This is a genomic window from Streptomyces sp. SKN60, assembly GCF_026236535.1.
Taxonomy (GTDB): domain Bacteria; phylum Actinomycetota; class Actinomycetes; order Streptomycetales; family Streptomycetaceae; genus Streptomyces.
On the sequence record NZ_JAHTMW010000014.1, the window covers coordinates 141,856 to 168,478 of the forward strand.

The following is a 26,623-nucleotide window of genomic DNA, read 5'->3' on the forward strand; positions in this document are numbered from 1 at the left end:
TTGCGTCGCGCCAGGCTAACGGGTGGCCGGGACATCGCGGCAGGGCCGTGCCCTTTCGGTACAGAACCGGAGCACACGGCTACGGAGCGGAACAGGCCACTACGGAGCGGAGCACGCCCCCTGCGATCGATGCGCGGTCACTCCTCGCGGTCGCCCTCGCGGGTGGTGTCCGGTGGGTGCGGCAGCCGTGCGGCGGCGGCCACGCCCTCCAGATAGCCGCGGGCCCGCTCGGTGCGCGGGTAGGCGTCCAGGAGGCGCCAGAACCGCGGCCCGTGGCCGGGCACGAGCAGATGGGCCAGCTCGTGGCAGAGCACGTAGTCGACGACGTACTCGGGCATGCCCTGGAGCCGGTGGGAGAGCCGGATGCTGCCCTCGGAGGGGGTGCAGGAGCCCCAGCGGGTGTTCTGGTTGGTGACCCAGCGCACCGAGGTGGGGCGGGCCCGGCCGCCGAAGTACTGCTCGGACAGCTGTGCGGCGCGCTCGGTCAGCGCGCCGTCGCCGAGCACCCGCTTGCTCTCCTGCGCGGCCAGCTTGTCCAGCATCACGGTGACCCAGCGCTTCTCCTCCGCCTCCGACATGCGGGCGGGGATGAGCACGACGGTCCGGTCGCCCTCGCGGTAGGCGGAGACCGTTCTGCTCCGGCGGGAGCTTCTGCGCACCTCGACCGCGCTCGTCCCCGAGCCGCGGGGCGGTCTGCTTGTCACGCTGGGCTGTGGGTCGGCCGGCACGGCCCCGACGTTACCCGTATGCGGCGGCGGAAGTCCCGCACCGCCGCATTCGAATGATTAATGCCTCGGTCCTGTGGACAACTTTCCGCACCGGTCGCCCGGACCGGGCAACCTGACCGTGGAAGCGATGACCGGGGACGACGGGGGTTTGACCGATGCATCCGATGGTGAAGCCGGCGCTGCGGCGCGCCTGGCGCGACATGCAGTCCGTGCAGTTCGGGGTGACGCCCGCGCACGCGGTGGTCCTGGGGCCGATGGACCTCACGACCGGCAGCCTGCTCGGGCTGCTCGACGGGACGCGGGGCCTGGAGCTGCTGCGGGCCGAGGCGGCGGCGCTCGGTCTGCCGGAGGGGCGGCTGGACGCGCTGCTCGACCGGCTCGCCGCCGCCGGGCTGATCGCCGACGCGGCGGTGCGGGGCGACTCCGGACAGGACCTGGATCCGGTGCGCGCCGATCTGGCCTCGCTGTCGGTGGTCCACTCGGCGCCGGACGGGGCGGCGCGCACGCTGGCCGCGCGGCGGGCGGCGCGGGTGCAGGTTCGGGGTGCGGGACGGGTGGGCGCGGCGGTCGCGGCGCTCCTGTCGGCGGCCGGGGTCGGCGGGGTCGAGGTGCTCGACCGGGGCACGGTCCCGCCGTGGGAGGTCGCGCCGGGCGGGCTGCCGGCCGAGGCGGTCGGCGAGCGCCGGACGGTGGCGGCGCGACGCCTGGTGGGCCGGTCGGCGCCGGGCGGGCGGCCGCCGCGGGGCGCGCCCGGCGGGCCGGGTGACGGGAGCGGGGAGCCGGGGCTCGCGCTCGTGGTGGTGACCCCGCGGGACGGTCTTGGCGCCTATGTGCCGGACCCGCTGCCGGCGGAGGCCTGGCTGGCCACGGGGACCCCGCATCTGTATGCGGGGGTGCTCGAAGCCACCGGTGTGGTGGGCCCGTTGGTGCTGCCGGGCGGCACGGCCTGCGCGGGCTGCATGCAGCGGGAGCGGACCGACCGGGAGCCGGTCTGGCCGCGGCTGCCGGCGCAGTGGCGCTCGGGTCCGCCGCACGCCCTGCCGGCCTGCGACGTGGCGCTCGCGGCGGCGGTCGCCGGGCTGGCCGCCGCGCACGCCCTGGCCTTCCTGGACGGGGATCTGCCGGCGAGTACGGGGGCGCGCTGGGAGGTGTCGCTGCCGCTGCTCGAGTGGCGCTCGGCGCCGGTCCGGGCGCACCCGGCGTGTCCGTGCGGGGCGCGCCGCGGCGCCGAGGGGGAGCATGCGACCGCGCCCCGAGGGCCGCACGACACAATGGCGGGGCAGGGTTCCCGAGCGGCACGGCAGTCTGGGACTTGGAGGGCGCATGTCTGATCTTCCCCGGAAGGCGGTCACCCGGACCGCCAAGTTGGCCGCGTTGCCCCTGGGCTTCGCCGGCCGGGCCACCTGGGGCCTGGGAAAGCGGATCGGGGGGAAGTCCGCGGAGATCGTGGCGCGGGAGCTCCAGCAGCGGACGGCCGATCAGCTCTTCAAGGTCCTGGGCGAGTTGAAGGGCGGCGCCATGAAACTCGGGCAGGCGCTGTCCGTGTTCGAGTCGGCCCTGCCGGAGGAGATCGCCGGGCCCTACCGGGCGGCGCTCACCAAGCTGCAGGACGCGGCGCCGCCGATGCCGACCCGGACCGTGCACGCGGTGCTCGAGGAGCGGTTGGGCGAGGGCTGGCGGGAGCTGTTCGAGGAGTTCGAGGACAAGCCGGCGGCGGCCGCGTCGATCGGGCAGGTGCACCGGGCGGTGTGGCACGACGGCCGCGAGGTCGCGGTGAAGGTGCAGTACCCGGGCGCCGGGGAGGCGCTGCTCTCGGACCTCACCCAGCTGAGCCGGTTCGCCCGGCTGCTCGGCCCGCTGATCCCCGGCCTGGACATCAAGCCGCTGATCACGGAGCTGCGGGACCGGGTCTCGGAGGAGCTGGACTACGGTCTGGAGGCCGAGGCGCAGCGGGCGCACGCGGCGGTGTTCGCCGACGACCCGGACGTGGTGGTGCCGGCGGTGGTGCACCAGTCGGAGCAGGTGCTGATCACCGAGTGGATGGACGGCGTGCCGCTGTCGGAGGTGATCGCGGACGGCACGGCGGAGCAGCGCGACCGGGCCGGTCAGCTGCTCGCCCGGTTCCTGTTCTCGGGCCCGGCGCGCACCGGGCTGCTGCACGCGGATCCGCACCCGGGGAACTTCCGGCTGCTGCCCGGCCCGGCGGGCGGGGACGGAGCCGGGGACGGGGACGGGGATTCCGGGTCGTGGCGGCTCGGGGTGCTCGACTTCGGCACGGTGGACCGGCTGCCGGGCGGGCTGCCGGAGACCATCGGCACCTGTCTGCGGATGGCCCTCGCGGGCGAGGCCGAGGAGGTCTACGGGCTGCTGCGGGCGGAGGGCTTCGTGAAGGAGTCCGTGGCGCTCGACCCGGACGCGGTCCTGGAGTACCTGCTGCCGATCATCGAGCCGGCCGAGGTGGAGGCCTTCGGGTTCACCCGCGGCTGGATGCGCGCGCAGGCGGCCCGGATCGCCGACCCGCGCTCCCCCGCCCACCAGTTGGGCAAGCAGCTGAATCTGCCGCCCTCGTATCTGCTGATACACCGTGTGACGTTGAGCACGATCGGGGTGCTGTGCCAGCTGGGCGCGACGGTGCGGCTGCGGGACGAACTCGCGGAGTGGCTTCCCGGCTTCGTCGCGGCGGAGGAGTAGCGCTCACCACCAGGAGGAGTCGAGGCGTCCCTCGATGGCCCTGATGTTGGCGCGGGCACAGTCCTCGCAGAAGTACTGACGGGTGCCGTTCTCCACCGAGCAGGTCCAGGTGACGGGCAGCTCCGGGGCGGTCTTGCCGCAGCGGGCGCAGACGACGGGGGGCTTCTTCGTAGGGGCGTCGTTCACCTTGGTGACGATAACCCGAGGAAGCCCCGCCGGCGGGGCAACGCACCGCGGGGGCCGGTCCGTTCGGACCGGCCCCCGCGGGGTCAGGGTCTGCCTGGCTCTTCAGGTCGTCAGTGCATGACGGCCATGGCGAGCGCGCGGCGGGCGCGCAGCGAGACGCGCTCGGCGCGCCGCTGCATCCGCCGGGCGGCGACCAGGCGCACGGCCTGGCGTTCCGCCTCGGCTTCACGCCGCCTGTCGTGCATATGGGCACGGGCCAGGGCTTCTGGGATGAGTTGCATCTCACGGGTCCTGTTCTGGCGCGAGCGGTTCGCGCCGCTGATCGAAACGTCTGGGGTCGCGGAGCCGGAGGGCTCGTGGGCGGACGAGGTCATCGGGGCCTGCTTCTGGGGATCGTGCGTGAGGGGGCGGTCGATGGTTCCGGAGACGTTCATGCCGCGACCGGGTTCTTGCGCGGACGGCCACGGGGCCGCTTGCGGGCGACGACCACACCCTGGACGAAGAGCTCCCCACCCCAGACGCCCCAGGGCTCGCGACGCTCCTGGGCACCCGCCAGGCAGGCCGCCACGAGCGGGCAGGTCTTGCAGAGGGACTTGGCGTACTCGACGTCGGCCGGGGACTCGGCGAAGAAGACCTCGGGGTCGTAGGAACGGCACGGGACGGGCACGCCGAGGTTCTCGATGGCGTCGTCGAGCGCGGTGAGCGTGGTGAGCGGGGTCAAGGCGGAGTCCTTCGTGAGGCCGGGCGGGGGGATCGTTTCGGAAGGCGGTACGGACGGGGCGTGCGCTTCGAGTTGCACGGGTCTGACTTCCTCGTCTGGTCGTTCCGGCCTGGTGGGCCGGGGTTTCGGCTGGTACCGGGTGTTGCTGGTCCCGAGGCCCCCTCGCTCCGTCGTCCCCGTTCGGGGACAAACAGAAGGGCCGCGGATCCCTGATGGGGTTCCGCGGCCCTGAAGGCGCCGGCCTGATCGTCGATCAGGCTGGATCACTCCAGGGTTCGAGCCCACGGAAGGCCCACATCGTGTGGTGGTGCTGCGTCGTCGTCCGCTGAATGCCGGCACCGGTTGCGGCGAAGCCATAGGCAGCGGCCTTGGCCTTGCCCACCACTCCTGCTTCCAGTGCCTTGGTCGGTCGCTCAGCGCCCTCAAGTCGATCCATCAGCAGGCTGCTGGGCATACCGAGGGACAGACCGGCTCCGGACAGACCGGCTCCGGACAGACCGGTGCCAAAGGCGGCGGGCGAGGCAAAGGCGGTGAGGCCGAGCGGGCAGGCGGAGGCGACGACCGAGAGATCGGTCATTTTGGCGGTGCTGGTCTTGATGTTGGTGATGCTGATCACTGGAATCGCCTCCTCTCGGCGTCTCGGAGGGCTCGGGGTGAGCCGGACCCTCATGTTCATTTGGACAAGTACAGCACGAAGACAGGGCTTCAAAGAAGCCGCTGTGTCGTGGTTAAGAACCTATGGGGCTTGACGGGGCGGGCGCAAACTATTTTTCCCACGAGTTTTCATCAGTCCTCCTCGTCGCTTCCTCCGGGCTCCTCACCTGCGCAGATGGCGAGAACATCGGCGCCGAAGCGGTCGAGCTTGCGGGCCCCCACCCCGGAGATCGAGGAGAGCTCGCCGTCGGAGGACGGGACCCGCTCGGCGATCGCCATGAGGGTCTTGTCGGTGAAGACGCAGTAGGCGGGCTGGCCGAGCTCGCGGGCCTGGACCGAGCGCCACTCGCGCAGCCGCTCGTACAGCCCCTCGTCCATGTCGGAGGGGCAGTCCTCGCAGCGCATCAGCTTCATCTCGCCGGCCTCGGTGAGGGTGGCGCCGCAGACCCGGCAGAGCACCGGTCCGCGGCGCTTGCGCCGGCCGCCGGAGCCCGCGCCCCGCTCGATGCCCCCGCCGCCGCCCGCGCCGGACCCGCCGAGCGGGCCCGAGCCGGGCCGCAGGCCCTTCAGGAAGCGGGTGGGGCGCCGGGAGGCCCGGCCGCCCGGGGAGCGCGAGAGCGCCCAGGACAGCGACAGGTGGAGCCGGGCCCGGGTGACGCCCACGTAGAGCAGCCGGCGCTCCTCCTCGACCTGCTCGTCGGTCTTGGCGTAGGTGATCGGCATCATGCCCTCGGTGAGGCCGACCAGGAAGACGGCGTCCCACTCCAGGCCCTTGGCGGCGTGCAGCGAGGCCAGGGTGACGCCCTGGACGGTGGGGGCGTGCTGGGCGGCGGCCCGCTCGTCGAGCTCGGCGACCAGGTCGGAGAGGGTGGCGCCGGACCTGGCCCGGGCGAAGTCCTCGGCGAGCCGGACCAGCGCGGCGAGCGACTCCCAGCGGTCCCGGACGGCGCCGGAGCCGGCCGGCGGCTCGCTCGTCCAGCCCTTGGTGGAGAGCACGGCCCGCACCTGGGACGGCAGGTCGTCGGCGTCGTCGAGCAGCGCGTCGTTCCCCCCGGCGCGGGCGGCGCCGCGCAGGGCGACGCCCGCCTCGCGCACCTCCTGGCGCTCGAAGAAGCGCTCGGCGCCGCGCAGCTGGTAGGGCACGCCGGCGTCGGCGAGGGCCTGCTCGTAGACCTCCGACTGGGCGTTGATCCGGTAGAGCACGGCGATCTCGCCCGCCGGGACGCCGGCGGCGATCAGGTCGCGGATGCGGCGGGCGGTGCCCTCGGCCTCGGCGGGTTCGTCCGCGTACTCGGTGTAGACCGGCTCGGGGCCGGGGTCGCGCTGGGAGATCAGCTCCAGACGGTGCTCGGCGGCCTTGCCGCGGGCCTGGCTGAGCAGCCCGTTGGCCAGATGGACCACCTGCGGGGTGGAGCGGTAGTCCCGGACCAGCTTGACCACGGTCGCGTTGGGGTGGCGGTTGCGGAAGTTCAGCAGGTGGTCGGGGGTGGCGCCGGTGAACGAGTAGATCGTCTGGCTGGCGTCGCCGACCACGCACAGGTTGTCCCGGTCGCCGAGCCACAGGTCGAGCAGCCGCTGCTGGAGCGGCGACACGTCCTGGTACTCGTCGACCACGAAGTGCTGGTACTGCCGGCGGATCTGGTCGGCGATGTCGTGCCGGTCCTGGAGGATGCCGACGGTGAGCAGCAGCACGTCCTCGAAGTCGATCACGTCGCGGTCGCGCTTCAGCTGCTCGTACATCGCGTAGATCTGGCCGATCTCGGCGGGGTCGCGGGGGGCCTCGCGGACCGACTTGGCGACGGCGGCCGGATAGTCGGCGGGGACGGTCTGGGTGACCTTGGCCCACTCGATCTCGCCGGTGACGTCCCGCAGCTCGTTCCGGTCGAGCCGGACGCGGCAGCGCGCGGCGGCCTCGGCGACCAGCTGGATCTTCCGCTCCAGGAGCCGGGGCAGCTCGCCACCGACGGCTTTCGGCCAGAAGTACTGTAGCTGGCGGAGGGCCGCGGAGTGGAAGGTGCGGGCCTGGACGCCGCCCGCGCCGAGCTGGCGCAGCCGGCCGCGCATCTCGCCGGCGGCCCGGTTGGTGAAGGTGACGGCGAGCACGCTCGCGGGCGGGAGTATGCCCGCCCGCACCCCGTACGCGATGCGGTGGGTGATGGCCCGCGTCTTGCCCGTGCCGGCACCGGCGAGCACGCACACCGGGCCGTGCAGGGCCAGCGCGACCTCGCGCTGCTCGGGGTCGAGCCCGTCGAGCACCGCGTCGGCCGACTCGGGGACCTGCGGGAAGAGAGTGGAGTGCGTTGCTGCTGTCACCCCGCCATGCTGCCAGGTTCCGGGGGGTCGGTGCGGCAGGTTGTCCACAGGCGGGCGGCTCCGGTCATACGAATCACGCACCGCGATTTCCGGGAATGGGCGGGTGACCGCGTACGTTCTTCCTCTCGGCACCGACCCACTCGGCACCGACCCGAGCGACCCCGACCCGAGGAGCACCAGGCCATGCAGGGCACTGTGACGATGTACAGCACGACGTGGTGCGGCTACTGCCGCCGGCTGAAGAGCCAGATGGACCGCGAGGGCATCGCGTACACGGAGATCAACATCGAGCAGGACCCGGAGTCGGCCGCGTTCGTGGAGAAGGCCAACGGGGGCAACCAGACGGTTCCGACGGTGCTCTTCGCCGACGGCTCGACGCTGACGAACCCGTCGCTCGCCCAGGTCAAGCAGAAGGTCGGCGTCTGACCCCGCCTGGCCGAAAACAGCCCCCGTCCGGTCCTGCCGGGCGGGGGCTGTCGCGTGTCAGAGGGCGTCGCCGGGCCTGGGCAGCGGCTTGCCGTACCAGAGCTCGATGAGCCGGGAGGCGATCGAGATCCCGTACGGCGGGAGCACCTCGCCGGACTCGAAGGCGGCCGCAAGGTCCTCGCGGGAGAACCAGCGGGCCTCGTGGATCTCCTCGCCGTCCACATGTATCTCGGCCGAGGTGGCCCGGGCGAAGAAGCCCAGCATCAGGCTGGACGGGAAGGGCCAGGGCTGGCTGGCCACGTACTCGACCTCGCCGACGACGACGCCCGCCTCCTCGAAGACCTCGCGCGCCACGGCCCGCTCGATCGACTCGCCCGGCTCGACGAAGCCGGCCAGGGTCGAGAAGCGGCCCTCCGGCCAGTGCACCTGGCGGCCGAGCAGCGCACGGTCCTGGTCGTCCGTCACCAGCATGATCACGGCCGGGTCGGTGCGCGGGTAGTGCTCGGCGCCGCAGGCCTGGCAGCGGCGGATGTGCCCGGCCGCCGCGATCACCGTGCGCTCGCCGCAGCGCGAGCAGAAGCGGTGCAGCCGCTGCCAGTTCTCCAGGGCCACCGCGTGCGTCATCAGACCGGCGTCGCGCGGCGAGAGCAGCAGCCCCGCCTCGCGCAGCCCGGCCGGGCGGGCCGACTGGTCCATCCGGCCCGGCAGGCTGTCCTTCTGCAGCGCGAAGTAGGACACGCCGTCCTCGTCCGTGCCCAGGAAGTAGCGGTGGGTCTCGGTGACCGGGGCCTCGAAGGCCGGGGTCATGACCAGCTCGGTGCGTCCGTCGGGCGTGTCGTCGATCAGCACCTGGCCGCCGGAGACCACGAAGACCCGGGTCGTCGGGTGGCTCCAGGCGGCCGCGAGCCACGCCTCGTCGAGACGGTGGTGGGCGGCGCGGTCGATCCCGCTCGGGGCGGTGAGCGAGATCGGGCGGTCCGCGAACGCGTTGTTCAAGGTGCTCACAGGTGCTTCCAACTCCCCCGGTTCGGTGTCAGTGAATGCGAAGTTCGGCGGACGGCGTTCAGCGCCGGGCGGTGGCGCGGAGGGCGGCGGGGAGCTCGCCCCACAGGTGCGCGGCCGTCTCGACGCCCTTCATGAGGAGATCAAGCTCGATCTTCTCGTTCGGCGCGTGCCAGCCGTCCGACGGCACCGAGATGCCCAGGAACAGCACGGGCGCGCCGAGCACGTCCTGCAGGTCGGCCGCCGGCCCGGAGCCGCCCTCGCGGGTGTAGCGGACCTTGGCGCCGTCGAAGGCGCGGCTCATCGCACCGGCCACCGCCTTCAGGGCGGGGTGGTCGAGCGGGGTCAGACAGGGCCGGGTCGGGGCGCCGAAGGCGATCTCGTGGCGGACGCCCGCCGGGACCAGGCCGGCGAGCCAGTCCCGTACCGCGGTCTCGATCCGCGCCGGGTCCTGGCCGGCGACCAGGCGGAAGGACAGCTTCAGATGGGCGGCGGCGGGGACGATGGTCTTGCCGCCGGGCCCCTGGTAGCCGCCGCCGATGCCGTTGACCTCGGCGGTCGGGCGGGCCCAGACCCGCTCCAGGGTGGAGTAGCCGGTCTCGCCGAGGGTGCCGTGCGACTTGGCGGTGGCCAGCCAGCCGGCCTCGTCGAAGGGCAGCTCGGCGATCAGCTCCCGCTCGGCCTCGGTGAGCTCGGTCACGCCCTCGTAGAACCCGGGGATCGCGACCCGCTCGTCGGCGTCGTGCAAGGCGGCGACGATCCGGCCGGCGACGGTGGCCGGGTTGGGCACGGCGCCGCCGAAGGAACCGGAGTGGATGTCCTGGTCCGGCCCGTACAGATCGATCTCGCAGTCCGCGACCCCGCGCATGCCGGTGCACACGGTCGGGGTGGTCTCGGACCACATGCCGGTGTCGGAGACGATCACGGCATCGGCGGCGAGCCGGTCGGCGTGCTTCTCCACCAGGGCGCGGAAGTGCGGCGAGCCCGACTCCTCCTCGCCCTCCACCACCAGCTTCAGGTGGACGGCGGGCGCGGTGCGGCCGGTCGCGGCGAGGTGGGCGCGGACGCCGAGGGTGTGGAAGAACACCTGGCCCTTGTCGTCGGCGGCGCCCCGCCCGTACAGCCGCCCGTCGAGCACGGTCGGCTCGAACGGGTCGGTGTGCCAGCCGTCCTCGCGGGCGGCGGGCTGCACGTCGTGGTGCCCGTAGACGAGGACGGTCGGCGCGTCCGGGGCGTCGGACGGCCACTCGGCGAAGACGGCGGGCGCGCCGTCCGTCTCCCACACCTCGACGGTGGGGAAACCGGTCTCCGTGAGTTCGGCAGCGAGCCACTCGGCGCTGCGCCGCACGTCCCCGGCGCGCTCCGGCTGCGCCGACACCGAGGGGATCCGCAGCCACTCGGCGAGGTCGCCGAGGAAGGCGCTGCGGTGCTGCTCGACGTACGCGCGTACGGCAGCGGTCGGTCCGGCGTGGACGGCGTTGTCCGGGGTCTCGCTCATGCCACCGAGCCTATCCGGCGCCGGAAGCCGCGCCGTCCCCGGTGGGAGTGCCGAGCAGCACAGTTTCCAGCTCGGCCCGGCCGGGCAGCCGCCGCGGCCGGACGATCTCCCCGGTCCGTACGTACACGAAGGCGGCGGCCACCTCCTCCGGGTCGAGGCCGTACTGCTCGGCCCAGGCGAGGCGGTAGATCGCCAGCTGGAGCGGGTCGGCGTTGCGCAGGTGGCTGGTCTTCCAGTCGACGATCTCGTACGCGCCGGTGTCCGGGTCCCGGTACACGGCGTCGATCCTGCCGCGGACCACCCGGCCCGCGAGGGAGAGGTGGACGGGGACCTCGACCTTGTACGGGGTGCGGCGGGCGTACGGGGTGCGGTCGAAGGCCTCCTTGAGCGACTCCAGGTCCCGCTCGTCCAGGATCTCCGGCTCGCCCGCGAACTCCTCGCCGCCCGGCAGCTCGTCCGGGCCGAGCAGCGGCAGCGGCAGTTCGTCGAAGCGGGACTCCACCCAGGCGTGGAAGCGGGTGCCGCGCCGGGCTGCCGGCTGCGGCGGCTTCGGCATCGGCCGGGCCAGCTCCTTGGCGAAGCCCTCGGGGTCGGCGGCGAGGCGCAGCACCTGGGAGGCGGAGAGGTACGCGGGCAGCAGGACGTCCCGCGTGGTCGCGCGGGCGCGCCGGAGCTCGGCGGTGAGGGCGGTGAGGTCGCGGTCCCAGGAGGCGATGGTGCGGCGCTCTTCCGGTGTGAGGGGGTTCGGCTCCGCGCGCGGCGCGGGCACGTGGGGCTCGTCACACTCCGGTTCGTACGGGGGCTCTTCCTCGGGCTCCGCCAGGTCCTCCGGGAGCCAGAGGTCCTCGGGGTCGGGGGCCGGTTCCGGGCCCGGGTCCGGGTCCGCCGGAACGGAAGCAGGGGCGGGGGCGGGGGCGGGGGCGGGGGCGGGAACCTCGCGGGACCACAGCCGGTCCAGGACCAGCCGGGCCGCCTCCCGGCGCCGCGCCAGGCCCTCCTTGTCCAGCGGCAGCGGCCACGCCTGGTCGCGGAGTTCCGCCGCGAGGACCGGGTTCTCGGCGCCCTCCTCCGGCGGGTCCGCCCAGGCCTCGATCTCGCCGTGGCCGGCGGCGCAGTGCTCGTACAGCGCGAGGAGGAAGTCGGAGGGGCCGCGGGGCTTCTTCTGCGCCGGGCCCCACCAGTGGGCGGAGCCGAGGAGCAGGGAGCGGGGCCGGGTGAAGGTCACATAGCCGAGGCGGAGCTCCTCGGTGTGCTGGTGGTCGCGCATGGCGCCCTTGAAGGCGGTGAGCGCCTTGGCGTCCCAGGTGTCGAGCGCGGGCAGGGTGGCCGCGTCGCCGCGCAGGGCGTGCGGGAGGACCTGCGGCTGGGCGGTCCAGGACTCGCGGGCGCGGGCCGACGGGAACTGGCCGGTGACCAGGCCGGGCACGGCGACGACGTCCCACTCCAGGCCCTTGGACTTGTGCGCGGTCATCACCTTGACCGTGTTCTCGCCGCCCGGCAGCGCGTTGTCCAGGCCCTTCTCGTACTGCGCGGCCGTGCGCAGGAAGCCGAGGAAGGCGAGCAGGGTGGCCTCGCCGTCGAGGGAGGCGAAGCCGGCGGCGATGTCCAGGAAGTTGCCGAGGGTCTCGCGGCGGCGGGCGGCCAGGGCGTGCGGGGAGGCCGACAGCTCGACCTCCAGGCCGGTGGCGGCGAGCACCCGGTGCAGCACGTCCATCAGCGGATCGGCGAGGGAGGTGCGCAGCGCGCGCAGTTCGGCGGCGAGACGTGCGAAGCGGACCCGGGCCTCGGCGGAGAAGGGCAGCTGGTCGTCCTCGGTGCCGGTGCCGCCGGAGTCGAGGAAGGTGTCGAGCGCGTCGGCGAGGGAGATCACCTCGGCCGGGTCGACGCCCTCGACGGCGGCGGCGAGCCGCTGGTCGGCGTCGTCCGCGTCCGCTCCCGGCCGGTGCACGAGGAGCCGGGCGCGGCGGCCGAGGAGGGCCAGGTCGCGGGGGCCGATCCGCCAGCGGGGGCCGGTGAGGAGCCGTACGAGGGAGGCGTTGGCGCCGGGGTCCTGGAGGACCTCGCAGATGGCGACCAGGTCGGCGACCTCGGGCAGGTGGAGCAGCCCGGACAGGCCGACGACCTCGACCGGCACGTCACGGGCGACCAGGGCGGCCTGGATGGCGGGGAAGTCGGTGGCGGTGCGGCACAGGACGGCGATCTCGCCGGGCTCGGTGCCGGTGCGGACGAGGTGGGCGAGGCGGTCGGCGAGCCAGTCGAGCTCCTCGGCGTAGGTGGGCAGCAGCGCGATCCGCACACTGCCGTCCCGTTCGGCGCCGGGCGCGGGCCGCAGTGCCTCCACGCCCGCGTGCATGGCGCGCAGCGGTGCGGCGAGACCGTTGGCGAGGTCGAGGAGGCGGCCGCCGCTGCGCCGGTTCTCGGAGAGCGCGAAGCGGGTGGCGGGCCGGCCGTCCTCGTACGGGAAGTGTTCGGGGAAGTCGTCGAGGTTGGCGACGGACGCGCCGCGCCAGCCGTAGATCGCCTGGCAGGGGTCGCCGACGGCGGTGACGGCATGGCCCGTGCCCTGGCCGAAGAGGCCGGAGAGCAGCAGCCGCTGGGCGACGGAGGTGTCCTGGTACTCGTCGAGGAGCACCACCCGGAACTCGTCGCGGAGGATCGCGCCGACCTCGGGCCGGGTGGTGGCGAGCTCGGCGGACAGCGCGATCTGGTCGCCGAAGTCGAGCAGGTCGCGGGAGCGTTTGGCGGCGCGGTAGCGCACGACGAGGTCGAGTAGCTCGCGCCGTGCGGTCGCCGCCTCGGGGAGTTTGCGCAGGTCGGCGTTGGTGAGCTTGGCGCCGGCGAGTTCGGTGAGCAGCTCGGAGTCGTACGCGAGGAGGCGCTCGGGCCGTACGAGGTGTTCGGCGAGCTCGGCGTCGAGCGCGAGCAGGTCGCCGACCAGGGTGGGGAAGGAGCGGGTGAGCGCGGGGTACGGACCGGGGGCCTCGCGCAGCACGCGGGCGGCGAGCTGGTAGCGGGTGGCGTCGGCGAGGAGCCGGGAGGTGGGCTCCAGGCCGAGGCGCAGGCCGTGGTCGGTGAGGAGCTGGCCGGCGAAGGCGTGGTACGTGGAGATGCGCGGCTCGCCCGGGGGCTCGTCCGGGTCGATGACGTCGGGGTCGGTGACGCCGGCCCGGACGAGGGCGGTGCGGACGCGCTCGGCGAGCTCGCCGGCGGCCTTGTTGGTGAAGGTGAGGCCGAGGACCTGCTCGGGTGCGACCTGGCCCGTGCCGACCAGCCAGACCACCCGGGCGGCCATCACCGTGGTCTTGCCGGAACCGGCTCCGGCCACGATGACCTGCGGGGCGGGCGGCGCGGTGATGCAGGCCGTCTGCTCCGGGGTGAACGGGATGCCGAGCAGCTCCTTGAGCTGCTCGGGGTCGGTGATGCGTGCGGTCACCCGAAAGAGGCTAACGGGACGCACTGACACTCCGGACCGAGTGCCCGGTCGGGGTGGGGGCCGTCAGGCCGGGGTGCCCTGGTCCAGCTTGGTGAGGTCCACGGTCTGGTCGGCCGGCGGGGTGACGACCTTCACGGGCTTGTCGTAGTCGGAGAGGACCACGCTGCCGGGGTCCGTGCCGCCCGTCTTCACCGTCTTCAGGATGTAGGGCTTGCCGCGCTCGGAGACGGAGACGGTGGTGGTGGTCGTGGTCCCGCCCTCGGTCTTCCGCTTCACCAGGGTGGCGACGGGGGTGCCCTTCACCTCGCCGTCGGGGCCGCGGACCAGGCCGGTGCGCTCTTCCTTGTTCCGGCCGAGGTCGGCGAGGAGCGACTTCAGGTCGCAGACGCTGCCGAGGTCCTCGGTGCCGGGCTGTCCCTGGGGGATCTTCAGCCAGCGCCCCTTGAGAAGCTCGATCGTCGCGTCGATCTGCGCCGGGGGCATGCCCTGCGAGGTCATGGAGGCGCGCCAGAAGGCCTCGTCGCCCTTCATGTACGTGACGCCGCCGGCGCGGCGGAGTTCGGCGGTGCCGCCCCGGAGCTTGATGGCGCCCGTGCACTCGCTCTTGTCGCTGACGGAGAAGTCCACGTCCAGCGGCTGCCCGCCGGAGGAGACCCGGCCGGTCATGCGCAGGGAGGTCGCGGACTGGGTGGCGGCGACGGCCTTGTCGCCGATCTGGTCGGCGGTGAGGCCCTTGAAGGGGTCGGGGGCGGGGGTGGGGCTCGGAGCCCGTACGGATACGGGTGGGGGCGCGGCGTGGGCGGCGGGTGCCAGGGCGACGGGCGCGGCGCCGACGAGCAGGGCGGCGGCGACGATGCCGGTGGCGCGGAGCGTGGTCGTATGGGACGCCATGCGAGCCTCCTCGCGGACTTCTCCCCGAAATTCCAGGGTGCCGGAGGCGGCCGGGGGTCGCGACTTCTCGGTGCGCGGTCAGTCCACGACCTGGCGGCCCTCCGGGCGGGCGCTGCAGGAGGCGCGGAAGGAGCAGGTCGTGCAGTGCTGCCCGGCGGTGGGCGTGAAGCGCTCGTCGAGGACGCGGCCGGCGGCGCCGGCGAGCAGGTCGCCGATCCACGCGCCGTCCGGCGGCTCCTGCGCCTGCACCTTCGGCAGGGCGTCGCCGCCCTCCTTCTTGGGGGCGGCCTGGCGGAGGTGGACGAGTTCGGCGCCGCCGGGTTCGGGGGTGCGGCCGCCGAAGACCTCGTCGACGGCGCCCTCGCGGACGGCGAGCTGGTAGACGGCGAGCTGCGGGTGGTGGGCGACCTCGTCCTTGGTGGGCGCGGACTTGCCGGTCTTGAAGTCGACGACGTAGGCGCGGCCGTGCTCGTCGGCCTCGACGCGGTCCATGGAGCCGCGGATGCGGACCTGGTACGGGCCGGCGCCGAGGGTGACGTCGAAGTCGTGCTCCGTCGCGGCCGGGGTGCGGCCCGCGCCGCGGTCCATGACGTGCCAGTGCAGGAAGCGTTCCAGGGCGACCCGGGCGTTCTGCTTCTCCTGCGCCGACTTCCACGGCGCGTCGAAGGCGAGGGCGTCCCAGACGGAGTCGAGCCGGGCCATGAGGACGTCGAGGTCGGCGGGGGTGCGGCCGGAGGCGACCTCGTCGGCGAGGACGTGCACGACGTTGCCGAAGCCCTGGGCGGCGGTCGCCGGGGCGTCCGCCTTGACCTCGCGGCCCAGGAACCACTGCAGGGCGCAGGTGTTGGCGAGCTGGTCGAGCGCGGAGCCGGAGAGCGCGACGGGGCGGTCCCGGTCGCGCAGCGGCACCTCGCTGCGGGTCGGCTCGGCGAGGCCCCACCAGCGGTCCGGGTGGGCGGCCGGGACGAGCGGGTGGCCGTCCTCGTCGGCGAGGGCGGCGAGCGTGGCGAGGCGTTCGGCGGCGGCGGCGCGCAGCTCGGGCGAGGCGGCCGGGTCGACGGTGGTGGCGCGCAGCTCGGCGACGAGCGCGGCGACGGCGAGGGGGCGGCGGGGGCGGCCGGTCACCTCCTTCGGCTCGACGCCGAGTTCGGTGAGGAAGCGGGAGGGCTGGTCGCCGTCCTCGGCGGGGGCCTTGACGGCGGTGACGACGAGACGGTCGCGGGCGCGGGTGGCGGCGACGTAGAAGAGCCGGCGCTCCTCCGCGAGGAGGGCGCCGGGGGTGAGCGGCTCGGCGAGCCCGTCGCGGCCGATCCGGTCCGCCTCCAGGAGCGAGCCGCGCCGTCGCAGGTCCGGCCACAGGCCCTCCTGCAGGCCGGCGACGACGACGAGGCCCCACTCCAGGCCCTTGGAGCGGTGCGCGGTCATCAGGCGTACGGCGTCGGGGCGGGTGTGGCGGCGGGTGAGGGTGTCGGCGGCGATGTCCTGCGCGTCCAGTTCCTCCAGGAAGTTCAGCGCGCCGCGGCCGCCGACCCGGTCTTCGGCCCGCGCCGCCGTCTCGAACAGCGCGCACACCGCGTCCAGGTCCCGGTCCGCGTTCCGCCCGGCGGGCCCGCCCCTGAGCGACGCCCGCTCAAGCCGCCCGGGCCACGGCGTCCCGTCCCACAGCAACCACAACGCCTCCTCCGCGGTCCCCCCGGCCGCCAGCCTGTTCCGTGCCTGCTGCAACAACAGCCCGAGCCGCCGGGCCCCCCGCGCATACGTCTGGTCATGCGCCACCAACCGCTCCGGCTCCGCGAGGGCCCGCGCGAGCAGCACGTCCGACGGCGCGGGCACCTTGTTCCCCCCGGCCCGCTCCTCATCGCGCAGCGCCCGCCCGAGCCGCCGCAGATCCGCGGGATCCATCCCGCCGAGCGGCGAGGCGAGGAGAGCGACGGCGGTCTCGGTATCGAGCCAGGACGCGGGGGCGGCGGGCGCGGCGGGGCTGGTGCCGCTGCCGCCGGCAGGGCCCTCGGGCTCGCGGCCCGCACCCGGCGCCGCGCCGGCGGGCGAGGCGAAGCCCGCGCCATCCGTCTCCGCCGCGAGCGCGGTCTCGCCGCCGGCCGAGGCCTCAGGCCTCTGGCCCGCACCCGGGCCGCCGCCGGCCCGGGACTCCGCGCCGGGTGGCCTGCCATCGGCAGACGCGTCGGCAGCGCCGCCGGACACCTCGTCGCCGACGGGGACACCGGGCCTGTGGCCCGTGTCCGAACCGGCAGGCGCGTCGAAGACGGCGCCGACCGTCGCAACGGCGGCGGCCGTGCCGTCGGCGGAGACCTCCGGGCCCTGGCCCGCGCCCGGGCCGTCGGCGACACGGCTGCCAGCAGGGGCATCGGACCCCAGGCCCCCACCCGGCGCCGCGCCGGCGGGCGCCTGGGCTCCGCCCGTGCCGGGGACACCGGGCCTGTGGCCCGTGTCCGAACCGGTGGGCGCGTCGAAGACGGCGCCGACCGTCGCAGCCGCGCCAACAACAGGGGCCTCCGGGCCCTGGCCCGCACCCGGCCCCGCGCCGGCGGGCGCCTCTCCCCCCGCAGGCGCGGCGAAAACGGCGCCGACCGTCGCGGCCGCGCCCTCGCCCTCGCCCTCGTCCAAGGCGTCCGCCTCGCCCGCCTCCTCCTGCACCCCCGCCTCCACTCCGCCCGCCGCCGCCCGCAACGCCAGCAGCAGCGGCGCCACCGCCGGCTCGTGGCGGAGCGGGGTGTCCGCGGCGTCGGTCTCCACGGGGACACCTGCGGCGGTCAGAGCGCGGCGGAGGGAGGGGAGGGGGGTGGCGGAGCGGGTGAGGACGGCCATGTCGTGCCAGGGGGTGCCGTCTTCGAGGTGGGCGCGGCGGAGGAGGTCGGCGATGTTGTCGGTCTCGGTGGAGGGGGTGGGGTAGGTGTGGACCTCGGCGCGGCCGCCGTCGCGGACCGGGGTGAGGGCGCGGTGGGCGCGGACGCGGTCGGCGGGGAGGCGGGGCAGCGGCATGCGCTGGGTGAGGAGGCGGGTGGCGGTGAGGAGGGCGGCGCCGGAGCGGCGGGAGGTGTCGAGGACGCGGACGGCGGCGCCGAAGGTGGCGGGGAAGTCGAGGATGCCGTTCACGTCGGCGCCGCGGAAGGCGTAGATGGACTGGTCCGGGTCGCCGAAGGCGACGACCGTGGCGGCGGTGCCGGCGGTGAGCCCGCGCAGCAGCCGGACCTGCGCCGGGTCGGTGTCCTGGTACTCGTCGACGAAGACCGCGTCGTACGCGGGAAGGGCGCCGGGCGCCGCGGACTCCGTCAGGAGCACGGCGCGGTGCACGAGCTCGGTGTAGTCGAGGACGCCCTGGAGGTCCAGGACGTCGAGGTACTCCGCGAGGAAACCGGCCGCCGCGCCCCAGTCGGGCCGTCCGACGCGCCGGGCGAAGGCGTCGAGGGCGTCGGGGCCGAGGCCCAGTTCGCGGGAGCGGGCGATCACCGCGCGGACCTCGTCGGCGAAGCCGCGCGTGGTGAGGCAGGCGCGCAGTTCGTCGGGCCAGCGGACGTGCCCGAGGCCGAGCTTCGCCAGGTCGATCTGGCCGGCGAGCAGCTCCCGTACCGCCAGGTCCTGCTCGGGCCCTGACAGCAGCCGCAGCGGTTCGGCGAACAGGTCGGCGTCCTGGTGGGCGCGGACGAGGGCGTAGCAGTACGAGTGGAAGGTGGTGGCCTGCGGCGGGCGCCGTCCGCCCAGCCGGGCCGCCATCCGGTCGCGGAGTTCCACGGCCGCCTTGCGGCTGAAGGTGAGGACGAGGAGGCGTTCCGGGTCCGCGCCCGCCTCGACCCGGGCCGCGACCGCCTCGACCAGCGTCGTCGTCTTGCCGGTGCCGGGTCCGGCCAGGACCAGAAGTGCACCGTCCGTGTGGTCAACCACCGCGCGCTGGCTTGCGTCAAGCACAGGGGGCCGCACCGGTGCCGGCACGGCCCGCACCAGCCGGTACGCGCCGGTGCCCCGCGTATACCGAAGGGTGGAGGAGGAAGTCACGTGGGTCGCCGGTCCTGCTGCTGGGTCTGTCGGGTTCGTGCTCGCGCGGTGTGTCGTTCCGCACGGGGAGCGCTCGGGTGAGGAGCGCGACCCTCGACGTTACGCGATTCCGGGCGCGGACCCGGGTGTCCGACCCGAACCGGGTTTCCGGACCGAGCCGGGTTTCCGGACCGAACCCGGTGTCCCGCCCGAACCCGGTGTCCGGACCGAACCCGGTGTCCGGCCCGCGCCATCGCGCGCCCTCACTCCGGCACCGCCGCGCCGTCCCACCGCGCCCGCCGCATGTCGAGGCGCAGCGCGCCGCCGCCGGCCGGCTGGCGCAGCGGGGTGCCCTCCGCCCGGTAGTGGCCGAGCGCGCGGAGCTCGTGGCCGGGCAGCGGGACGCCGTCCGCCCGCACCACGCGCCACCACGGCACGGAGCCTCCGTACAGCGCCATCGCGCGGCCGACCTGCCGGGGGCCTCCCTCGCCCAGCCACTCGGCGACGTCGCCGTAGGTCATCACCCGGCCGGGCGGGATCTCCTCGGCGACCTGAAGGACCCGTTCCGCATAGTCGGGCAGCTCGGGCAGCTCCTGCGTCTCCATTCGGCCCATCCTGCCTCACCCCACCGACAACCCCCTGATGCCTCCGAACGGCCCCGCTTCGTGCCACCATCGTCCGGGCGGTGACTGGTGATACGAGATCAAGAACAAGATCAAGAACACATTCGAGAACGAACGACGAAGATTGACCCGAAGACAGAACAGACGACGGAACCGATGACCGAGACGGACAGGGTGATGGCTCACGACAGCCCGCCGGAGCGCGCTCCCGAGCGCGTGTCCGGCGACGAGCCGCTGCTCGCCGCGCGGGTGCACCGGCCGTCGGATCTGATGCGGCTGCTGATCGGCGTCCTCGCCATCGCCGTCGTCCTCGGCATCGCCGCCTTCGCCCACGGCACCACCTCCGGTCTGGAGCAGGACATCAACAAGGGCGCCGGCGGCGCCCCGGACGTCTTCGTCAAGATCGCCGGTCTGGTGTCGTCGATCGCCGTCCTCCTCGTCCCGGTCGCCTTCGCCATCGAACGCCTGGTCAAACGGGACGGGCTGCGGATCGCCGACGGCGTGCTCGCCGCCGTCCTCGCGCACGGCGTGACCCTCGCCACGGACCTGTGGGTGGCGAAGGCCGCGCCCGGCACCATCGCGGACGCGCTGACCCAGCCGCAGTCCGGCGGCGGGCTCACCGACCCGGTGCACAACTACCTCGCGCCCGTCATCGCGTACATGACCGCCGTCGGCATGGCCCGGCGCCCGCGCTGGCGGGTGGTGCTGTGGGTGGTGCTGCTGCTCGACGCGTTCACCATGCTCGTCGCGGGCTACACCACCGCCTTCTCGATCATCCTCACCGTGCTGATCGGCTGGACCGTGGCGTACGGCACGCTGTACGCGGTCGGCTCGCCGAACGTCCGGCCGACCGGGCAGACCCTGCTCGCCGGCCTGCGCCGGGTCGGCTTCCGGCCCGTGACGGCGCTGCGCGCCGAGGGCGTGCCGGACTCGGCCGACAGCGGGGACCGGGGCCGGCGCTACATCGTGACCCTGGAGGACGGGCCGCCGCTCGACGTCACGGTCGTCGACCGCGAGCAGCAGGCGCACGGCTTCTTCTACCGGGCCTGGCGCCGCCTCACCCTGCGCACCATCACCACCCGCCGGTCGATCGTGTCGCTGCGCCAGGCCCTGGAGCAGGAGGCGCTGCTCGCGTACGCGGCGATCGCGGCGGGCGCGAACGCGCCGAAGCTGATCGCCACCTCCGAGCTCGGACCGGACGCCGTGATGCTCGTGTACGAGCACCTGGGCGGCCGGACCCTGGACTCGCTGGACGACGACGAGATCACCGACGAGCTGGTGCGCAGCGCCTGGCGCCAGGTGAAGGCGCTGCAGTCGCGCCGGATCGCGCACCGCAGGCTCGCGGGGGACGCGATTCTGGTGGATCGTTCCGGCAGGGTGATCCTCACCGATCTGCGCGGCGGCGAGATCGCGGCGGGCGACATCGTGCTGCGGATGGACATCGCGCAGCTGCTCACCACCCTCGGTCTGCGGGTCGGGGCGGAGCGGGCGGTCGCGGCGGCCGTGGAGATGCTCGGCCCGGACGCGATCGCCGACTGTCTGCCGCTGCTCCAGCCGATCGCGCTGAGCCGGTCGACCCGCGGGGAGCTGCGCCGGCTGGCCCGTGAGCGTTCCGCGCGCGAGCGCGAGGCGGTGCTCGCGGCCTCCGAGGCGGCCAAGCAGGCCCGGGCGGAGGCGCGGGCCCAGGCCAATCTGGAGACCGACCGGAAGGCGGCCCGGGCGGAGAAGCAGGCCGACAAGAAGGCGGAGAAGCGGGCGCTCGACTCGGCCCTGGACGAGGCCCGCGAGGAGGATCTGCTCGCGCAGATCCGCCAGCAGGTGCTGCTGATCCGGCCGCAGGCGCCGGTGGAGCCGGTCCGCCTGGAGCGCATCAAGCCGCGGACGCTGATCTCGCTGCTCGCGGGCGCGGTCGCCGCGTACTTCCTGCTCTCGCAGATCGCCCGGACGCCGCTGTCGACGGTCAGCGAGGCGGACTGGCGGTGGGTGGCGGCGGCGGTGGTGTTCTCCGCCCTCAGCTATGTGGCGGCGGCGATGAGCCTGCTCGGCTTCGTGCCGGAGCGGGTCGGGTTCTGGCGGACGGTGGTGGCGCAGGTCGCCGGTTCGTTCGTGAAGATCGTCGCCCCGGCGGCGGTCGGCGGAGTCGCCCTCAACACCCGGTTCCTGCAGCGCTCGGGCGTGCGCCCGGGGCTCGCGGTGGCGAGCGTCGGCGCCTCGCAGCTCTTCGGGCTCGGGGCGCACATCCTGCTCCTGCTCGCCTTCGGCTATCTGACGGGCACCGAGAAGTCGCAGTCGTTCTCGCCGTCGAGGACGGTCATCGCGGGGCTCCTGACGGTCGCGGTGCTCGTCCTGGTGATGACGGCGATCCCGTTCATGCGGAAGTTCGTCTCGACCCGGGTGCGCTCGCTCTTCGCGGGCGTGGTGCCGCGCATGCTGGACGTGCTCCAGCGGCCGATGAAGCTGGTCACCGGCATCGGCGGGATGCTGCTGCTCACCGGTGCGTTCGTCTTCTGCCTGGACGCGTCGATCCGCGCGTTCGGGCACGGGAACGCGACGATCAGCTACGCGAGCGTGGCCGTGGTCTTCCTCGCGGGCAACGCGCTCGGCTCGGCGGCCCCGACGCCCGGCGGTGTCGGCGCGGTCGAGGGCGCGCTCATCGGTGGTCTCGTCGCGGTGGGCCTGCCCATCGACGTCGCCACCCCGGCGGTGCTGCTCTACCGTCTGCTGACCCTGTGGCTGCCGGTGCTGCCGGGCTGGATCTGCTTCAACTGGCTGACCAAGCAGGAGGCGCTCTAGCCGGGCAGGCCGCCCCCCGTGCGGCCACGGGCGCCCCGCACGGCCCCTGCGCCGGCTACCCGTACACCGCCACCACGAAGCCGAGCAGCAGCAGCGAGCAGCCGACCTCCACCGCGCCCACCACCGGCACCTTCAGGCCCCGGCCGGGCAGGACGACCGCGCGGGCGAGGTAGACCGCGAAGGGCAGGGCGAGCCAGGGGTTCAGGAGGGCGGCGGCGAGCAGCGCCGCCGCGTGGTAGACGACCGAGCCCTTCCGGTACGCGGCCGAGTTCTTCTCGCGGATCATCGTCTTCACGTACGGCACCGTGCCGGCGAAGTAGAGCAGGCAGACGAGCGCCGGGGCGAGGCCCTCGGCGAGGGTGCCGCCGCCGAGCCGGAGGGCGACGAGGAGCATGCCGCAGGCGGGGACGACCGCGGCGAGGCCGTTGAGCAGCGCGCGTTCCCGGTTCACGCGCGCGTGCCAGGCGTTGACCGCGAGGAACGGCGCCATGGCGGCGGCCCCGAGCAGCAGCCACGGGTACGCGACGGCGAGCGGCACGCCGAGGACGGCCGTACAGGCTCCCGGCACGACGGCGGGCCGGACGTGCCGGGCGGCGGCGCGGGGGTTGCGGGACAGCCGGCGGAGCCGTAGCCACTGCTGGGCGTGGAAGGCGGCCACGTACGCGGCCAGCCAGGCGGCGAACAGGGGCAGTTGGGCCCACACGGGGTCGCCGAGCAGCACGCCCGCCGCGTAGGGCACGGTCAGCATCGCCCAGGCACCGTGCTGGTTCGGGATCCATCGTCCGGCAGCGCTCACCCTCACACCGTCACACACCATCTGCCGGGACAACTACGGGATTTGGTCACCCCACGGAGGGACCATCGGCCCCCTTCCGCGCCCTCCCGCCGGTTCTAGCCTCGAAGCACAGATCGAACAGATCTCACAGATCTCACGGATCGCGCAGATCGCAGCGACGTGCCGCCGGTCGTGAAGGAGTCAGCCGTGCAGCAGAGGCCCCACCCCGCCGAAACCCTCCTCCGGGCGGGCGGTTTCTTCGCCCGCGCCTCCGGCGCCGAGGTCTCCGAGGACCTGCGCACCGTCCACCGCACCGGCGGCCGCGAGGGCGAGGCCTTCTACCGGGACCGCTGGAGCCACGACAAGGTCGTGTACTCGACGCACGGGGTGAACTGCACCGGTTCGTGCCGCTGGAAGGTGTACGTCAAGGACGGCATCATCACCTGGGAGACCCAGGCCACCGACTATCCGTCGGTCGGCCCGGACCGCCCGGAGTACGAGCCGCGCGGCTGCCCGCGCGGGGCCTCCTTCTCCTGGTACAGCTACTCCCCCACCCGGGTCCGCCACCCCATGGTCCGGGGCGCCCTCCTGTCGATGTACCGGGAGGCGAAGCAGCGCCTGAAGGACCCGGTCCTCGCCTGGGCGGACATCCAGCGCGACCCGGAGCGCCGCCGCACGTACCAGCGGGCCCGGGGCAAGGGCGGTCTGGTGCGGGCTAGTTGGGACGAGGCCCTGGAGATCGCGGCCGCCGCGCACGTGCACACCATCAAGGAGCACGGGCCCGACCGGGTGGCGGGCTTCTCGCCGATCCCGGCGATGTCGATGGCCTCGCACGCGGCCGGCGCCCGCTTCCACTCGCTCATCGGCGCGCCGATGCTGTCGTTCTACGACTGGTACGCGGATCTGCCGGTGGCCTCGCCGCAGGTGTTCGGCGACCAGACCGACGTACCGGAGTCGGGCGACTGGTGGGACGCGGCCTATCTGCTGATGTGGGGCTCGAACGTGCCGGTGACGCGGACCCCTGACGCGCACTGGATGACGGAGGCCCGCTACCGCGGCCAGAAGGTCGTCACGGTCTCCCCCGACTTCGCGGACAACACCAAGTTCGCCGACGAGTGGATGCACCCGCACCCGGGGACGGACGGGGCGCTCGCGCTGGCGATGGGGCATGTGGTCCTGAAGGAGTTCTTCGTCGAGCGGCAGACGCCGTTCTTCCTGGACTACGTCCGCACGTACACCGACCTGCCGTTCCTGGTCTCCCTGCGGGAGACGGAGCGGGGCCTGGTCCCGGGGAAGTTCGTCACCGCCGCCGACCTCGGGCAGGACGTCGAGAACGCCGCCTGGAAGACCGTCCTCGTCGACGACGCCACGGGCGAGCCGGTCGTCCCGAACGGCACCCTCGGCCACCGCTGGGCCACCGACGGCAAGCCGGAGTGGAACCTCGACCTCGGCGACACCGTGCCGCGCCTGAGCCTGCTCGGCGAGGGCGGGGGCGAGGGCGGGGACACCGCGGAGATCGTGCTGCCGCGGTTCGACGAGGAGGGCGAGGTGCTGCGGCGGGGCGTGCCGGTGCGCCGGCTCACCGAGGACGGCCCGCTGGTCACCACGGTGTACGACCTGCTGCTCGCCCAGTACGGGGTGGGGCGCCCCGGCCTGCCGGGCGAGTGGCCCGACTCGTACGAGGACGCCGGCGCGCCCGGCACCCCGGCCTGGCAGGAGACGCTGACCTCCGTCCCCGCCGCCCAGGCGGCCCGCGTGGCACGGGAGTTCGCGGACACCGCCGAGCGCTCGCGGGGCCGCTGCATGATCCTGATGGGCGCGGGCACCAACCACTGGTTCCACTCGGAGACGATCTACCGCGCCTTCCTCGCCCTGCTGACACTGACCGGCTGCCAGGGCCGCAACGGCGGCGGCTGGGGCCACTACGTCGGCCAGGAGAAGTGCCGGCCGGTGACCGGCTGGGCCACCCTGGCGAGCGCCTCCGACTGGGGGCGCCCGCCCCGGCACATGATCGGCGCGGGCTGGTTCTACCTCCACACCGGCCAGTGGCGGTACGACACGCTGCCGGCCGACGCGCTGGCCTCGCCGCTCGGCGCGGGCCGGTTCGCGGGGATGACGGGCGCCGACTGCCTGGCGGCGGCGGCCCGGATGGGCTGGATGCCCTCGTACCCGACCTTCGACCGCAATCCGCTGGACCTGGGCGCGCAGGCCGACCCGGTCGGCGACACCGTACGGGCGCTCCAGGACGGCACGCTCGGCTTCGCCGGGGAGGACCCGGACGCGCCGGAGAACTGGCCGCGGGTGCTCAACGTATGGCGGGCGAATCTCTTCGGCTCGTCCTCCAAGGGCAACGAGTACTTCCTCAAGCATCTGCTCGGCACCCACTCCAACCTGCCGTCCGACGGCCCGCGTTGCACGCCGAGGGACGTACGGGCACCGGCCGCCGACGTCGAAGGGAAGCTCGACCTTCTGCTGTCGCTGGACTTCCGGATGACGAGCACGACGCTCCTGAGCGACATCGTCCTGCCGGCCGCGACCTGGTACGAGAAGCACGACCTGTCGTCCACCGACATGCATCCCTTCCTGCACGCCTTCACCCCGGCCGTCGACCCGCCCTGGCAGGCCCGCTCCGACTACGACGCCTTCCTCGCCCTCGCCCGCCGCTTCGGCGAGCTGGCGAAAGAGCACCTGGGGGTGCGCAGGGACCTGGTGGCGACGGCGCTCCAGCACGACACGGCGGGCGGCGAGATGGCGCAGCCCGGCGGGGTGGCGCTCGACTGGTCGAAGGGCGAGTGCCCGGCGGTGCCGGGGCAGAGCATGTACAACCTGACGGTCGTGGAGCGCGACTACGGCGCGGTGGGCGAGAAGTTCGCGGCGCTCGGCCCGCTCGTCGACACCCTCGGCGTCACCACGAAGGCGATCACCTTCGACGTCGGCGAGGAGGTCGCGTACCTCGGTGAGAAGAACGGGCGGGTACGGGGCGGGGTCGCCGACGGCCGGCCGCGGCTCGACACCGCGCAGCGGGCCTGCGAGGCGATCCTCTCCCTCTCCGGCACGTCGAACGGGCGGCTCGCCACCCAGGGCTTCGAGAAGCTGGAGCAGCGGACCGGGCAGGAGATGGCGCATCTGGCGGCGGAGGCCGAGGGCAAGCGGATCACCTTCGCCGACACGCAGGCCCGGCCCGTCCCCGTGATCACCTCGCCGGAGTGGTCGGGCAGCGAGTCCGGCGGGCGCCGCTACACCGCGTTCACCGTCAACACCGAGCAGCTGAAGCCCTGGCACACCCTCACCGGGCGCCAGCACTTCTTCCTGGACCACGACTGGATCCACGAGGTGGGCGAGGCGCTGCCGGTCTACAAGCCGCCGCTGGACATGCACCGGTTGTACGGGGAACCGGAGTTGGGGTCCGTACAGGACGGTCGCGACGGGCGGGACGGCCGGGAGGTCGCGGTCCGGTATCTGACCCCGCACAACAAGTGGGCGATCCACTCCCAGTACCAGGACAACCTCTACATGATGACGCTCGGCCGGGGCGGGCAGACGGTCTGGATGTCGCCGCAGGACGCCGACGCGATCGGGGTCCGGGACAACGACTGGATCGAGGCCGTGAACCGCAACGGCGTGGTCACCGCCCGCGCGATCGTCTCCCACAAGATGCCGCCCGGCACGGTGTACATGAACCACGCGCAGGAGCGCACGGTCGGCGTCCCGAAGACGGAGAAGACGGGCCGCCGGGGCGGCATCCACAACTCGCTCACGCGCGTGATGCTCAAGCCGACCCATCTGGTGGGCGGTTACGCGCAGCTCACCTGGGCCTTCAACTACCTGGGCCCGACCGGCAACCAGCGCGACGAGGTGACGGTGATCCGCCGCCGCGACCAGAAGGTGGAGTACTGATC

At 73.9% G+C, this 26,623-nt stretch carries 18 protein-coding genes; 5 read left to right on the top strand and 13 right to left on the bottom strand.

The genetic code is table 11. The features are described from left to right. Positions 1-137: 137 nt before the first annotated feature. Positions 138-728 (bottom strand): M48 family metallopeptidase, encoded by a 591-nt coding sequence (locus KV205_RS23890; RefSeq protein WP_265866608.1) that lies wholly within the window; start codon positions 726-728, stop codon positions 138-140. Positions 729-883: 155 nt separating this feature from the next. Here KV205_RS23890 and KV205_RS23895 point away from each other — a divergent pair, with 155 nt between their 5' ends. Both KV205_RS23895 and KV205_RS23900 read left to right on the top strand, forming a co-directional pair. Next, a complete protein-coding gene (locus tag KV205_RS23895) occupies positions 884-2,059 on the top strand; it encodes a TOMM precursor leader peptide-binding protein (RefSeq protein WP_265866609.1) in 1,176 nt (391 codons plus the stop codon). Beyond that, a complete protein-coding gene (locus tag KV205_RS23900) occupies positions 2,052-3,419 on the top strand; it encodes an AarF/ABC1/UbiB kinase family protein (RefSeq protein WP_265866610.1) in 1,368 nt (455 codons plus the stop codon). Before KV205_RS23895 ends, KV205_RS23900 begins: the two co-directional genes overlap by 8 nt. Positions 3,420-3,422: 3 nt before the next feature. Here KV205_RS23900 and KV205_RS23905 read toward each other — a convergent pair whose 3' ends face one another. From KV205_RS23905 to KV205_RS23925, 5 genes are all read right to left on the bottom strand, one after another. Then, positions 3,423-3,605 (bottom strand): hypothetical protein, encoded by a 183-nt coding sequence (locus KV205_RS23905; RefSeq protein WP_265866611.1) that lies wholly within the window; start codon positions 3,603-3,605, stop codon positions 3,423-3,425. Between the two features lie 110 nt (positions 3,606-3,715). Next, positions 3,716-4,039 (bottom strand): hypothetical protein, encoded by a 324-nt coding sequence (locus tag KV205_RS23910; RefSeq protein ID WP_265866612.1) that lies wholly within the window; start codon positions 4,037-4,039, stop codon positions 3,716-3,718. Further along, the gene (locus KV205_RS23915; RefSeq protein ID WP_265866613.1) at positions 4,036-4,404 is read right to left on the bottom strand and encodes a WhiB family transcriptional regulator; all 369 of its coding nucleotides are present in this window, start codon (positions 4,402-4,404) and stop codon (positions 4,036-4,038) included. Before KV205_RS23915 ends, KV205_RS23910 begins: the two co-directional genes overlap by 4 nt. Positions 4,405-4,579: 175 nt before the next feature. Then, on the bottom strand, positions 4,580-4,942 hold the full coding sequence (locus KV205_RS23920) for a hypothetical protein (RefSeq protein ID WP_374214718.1): 363 nt from the start codon (positions 4,940-4,942) through the stop codon (positions 4,580-4,582). A gap of 170 nt (positions 4,943-5,112) precedes the next feature. After that, on the bottom strand, positions 5,113-7,293 hold the full coding sequence (locus KV205_RS23925) for an ATP-dependent DNA helicase UvrD2 (RefSeq protein ID WP_265866614.1): 2,181 nt from the start codon (positions 7,291-7,293) through the stop codon (positions 5,113-5,115). A 183-nt stretch (positions 7,294-7,476) separates the two neighbouring features. Here KV205_RS23925 and KV205_RS23930 point away from each other — a divergent pair, with 183 nt between their 5' ends. Beyond that, complete coding sequence (locus tag KV205_RS23930) at positions 7,477-7,719, top strand: mycoredoxin (protein ID WP_149547526.1); 243 nt, start codon at positions 7,477-7,479, stop codon at positions 7,717-7,719. 57 nt (positions 7,720-7,776) lie between these two features. Here the strand turns inward: KV205_RS23930 and nudC are convergent, their stop codons facing one another. The 6 genes from nudC to KV205_RS23960 all read right to left on the bottom strand — a co-directional run bounded on the left by nudC (position 7,777) and on the right by KV205_RS23960 (position 19,147). Beyond that, entirely contained in the window at positions 7,777-8,724 is a 948-nt protein-coding gene (gene nudC, locus KV205_RS23935; protein WP_265866615.1) for an NAD(+) diphosphatase, read from the bottom strand. A 58-nt stretch (positions 8,725-8,782) separates the two neighbouring features. Further along, the gene (locus KV205_RS23940) at positions 8,783-10,219 is read right to left on the bottom strand and encodes a dipeptidase (protein WP_265866616.1); all 1,437 of its coding nucleotides are present in this window, start codon (positions 10,217-10,219) and stop codon (positions 8,783-8,785) included. Between the two features lie 10 nt (positions 10,220-10,229). Beyond that, the gene (locus KV205_RS23945; protein WP_265866617.1) at positions 10,230-13,652 is read right to left on the bottom strand and encodes an ATP-dependent DNA helicase; all 3,423 of its coding nucleotides are present in this window, start codon (positions 13,650-13,652) and stop codon (positions 10,230-10,232) included. 63 nt (positions 13,653-13,715) lie between these two features. Beyond that, a complete protein-coding gene (locus KV205_RS23950; RefSeq protein WP_265866618.1) occupies positions 13,716-14,543 on the bottom strand; it encodes a hypothetical protein in 828 nt (275 codons plus the stop codon). Between the two features lie 78 nt (positions 14,544-14,621). Next, a complete protein-coding gene (locus KV205_RS23955; protein WP_265866720.1) occupies positions 14,622-18,500 on the bottom strand; it encodes an ATP-dependent DNA helicase in 3,879 nt (1,292 codons plus the stop codon). A gap of 296 nt (positions 18,501-18,796) precedes the next feature. After that, entirely contained in the window at positions 18,797-19,147 is a 351-nt protein-coding gene (locus tag KV205_RS23960) for an MGMT family protein (protein ID WP_306806340.1), read from the bottom strand. Between the two features lie 165 nt (positions 19,148-19,312). Here KV205_RS23960 and KV205_RS23965 point away from each other — a divergent pair, with 165 nt between their 5' ends. Beyond that, complete coding sequence (locus KV205_RS23965) at positions 19,313-21,949, top strand: flippase-like domain-containing protein (protein WP_370414760.1); 2,637 nt, start codon at positions 19,313-19,315, stop codon at positions 21,947-21,949. 55 nt (positions 21,950-22,004) lie between these two features. On the opposite strand, the gene KV205_RS23970 is transcribed toward KV205_RS23965, so the two are convergent. Then, complete coding sequence (locus KV205_RS23970) at positions 22,005-22,745, bottom strand: YwiC-like family protein (protein ID WP_265866621.1); 741 nt, start codon at positions 22,743-22,745, stop codon at positions 22,005-22,007. A gap of 186 nt (positions 22,746-22,931) precedes the next feature. On the opposite strand from KV205_RS23970, the gene KV205_RS23975 reads away from it, so the two are divergent. Next, entirely contained in the window at positions 22,932-26,621 is a 3,690-nt protein-coding gene (locus KV205_RS23975; RefSeq protein ID WP_265866622.1) for a nitrate reductase subunit alpha, read from the top strand. Positions 26,622-26,623 lie beyond the last annotated feature (2 nt).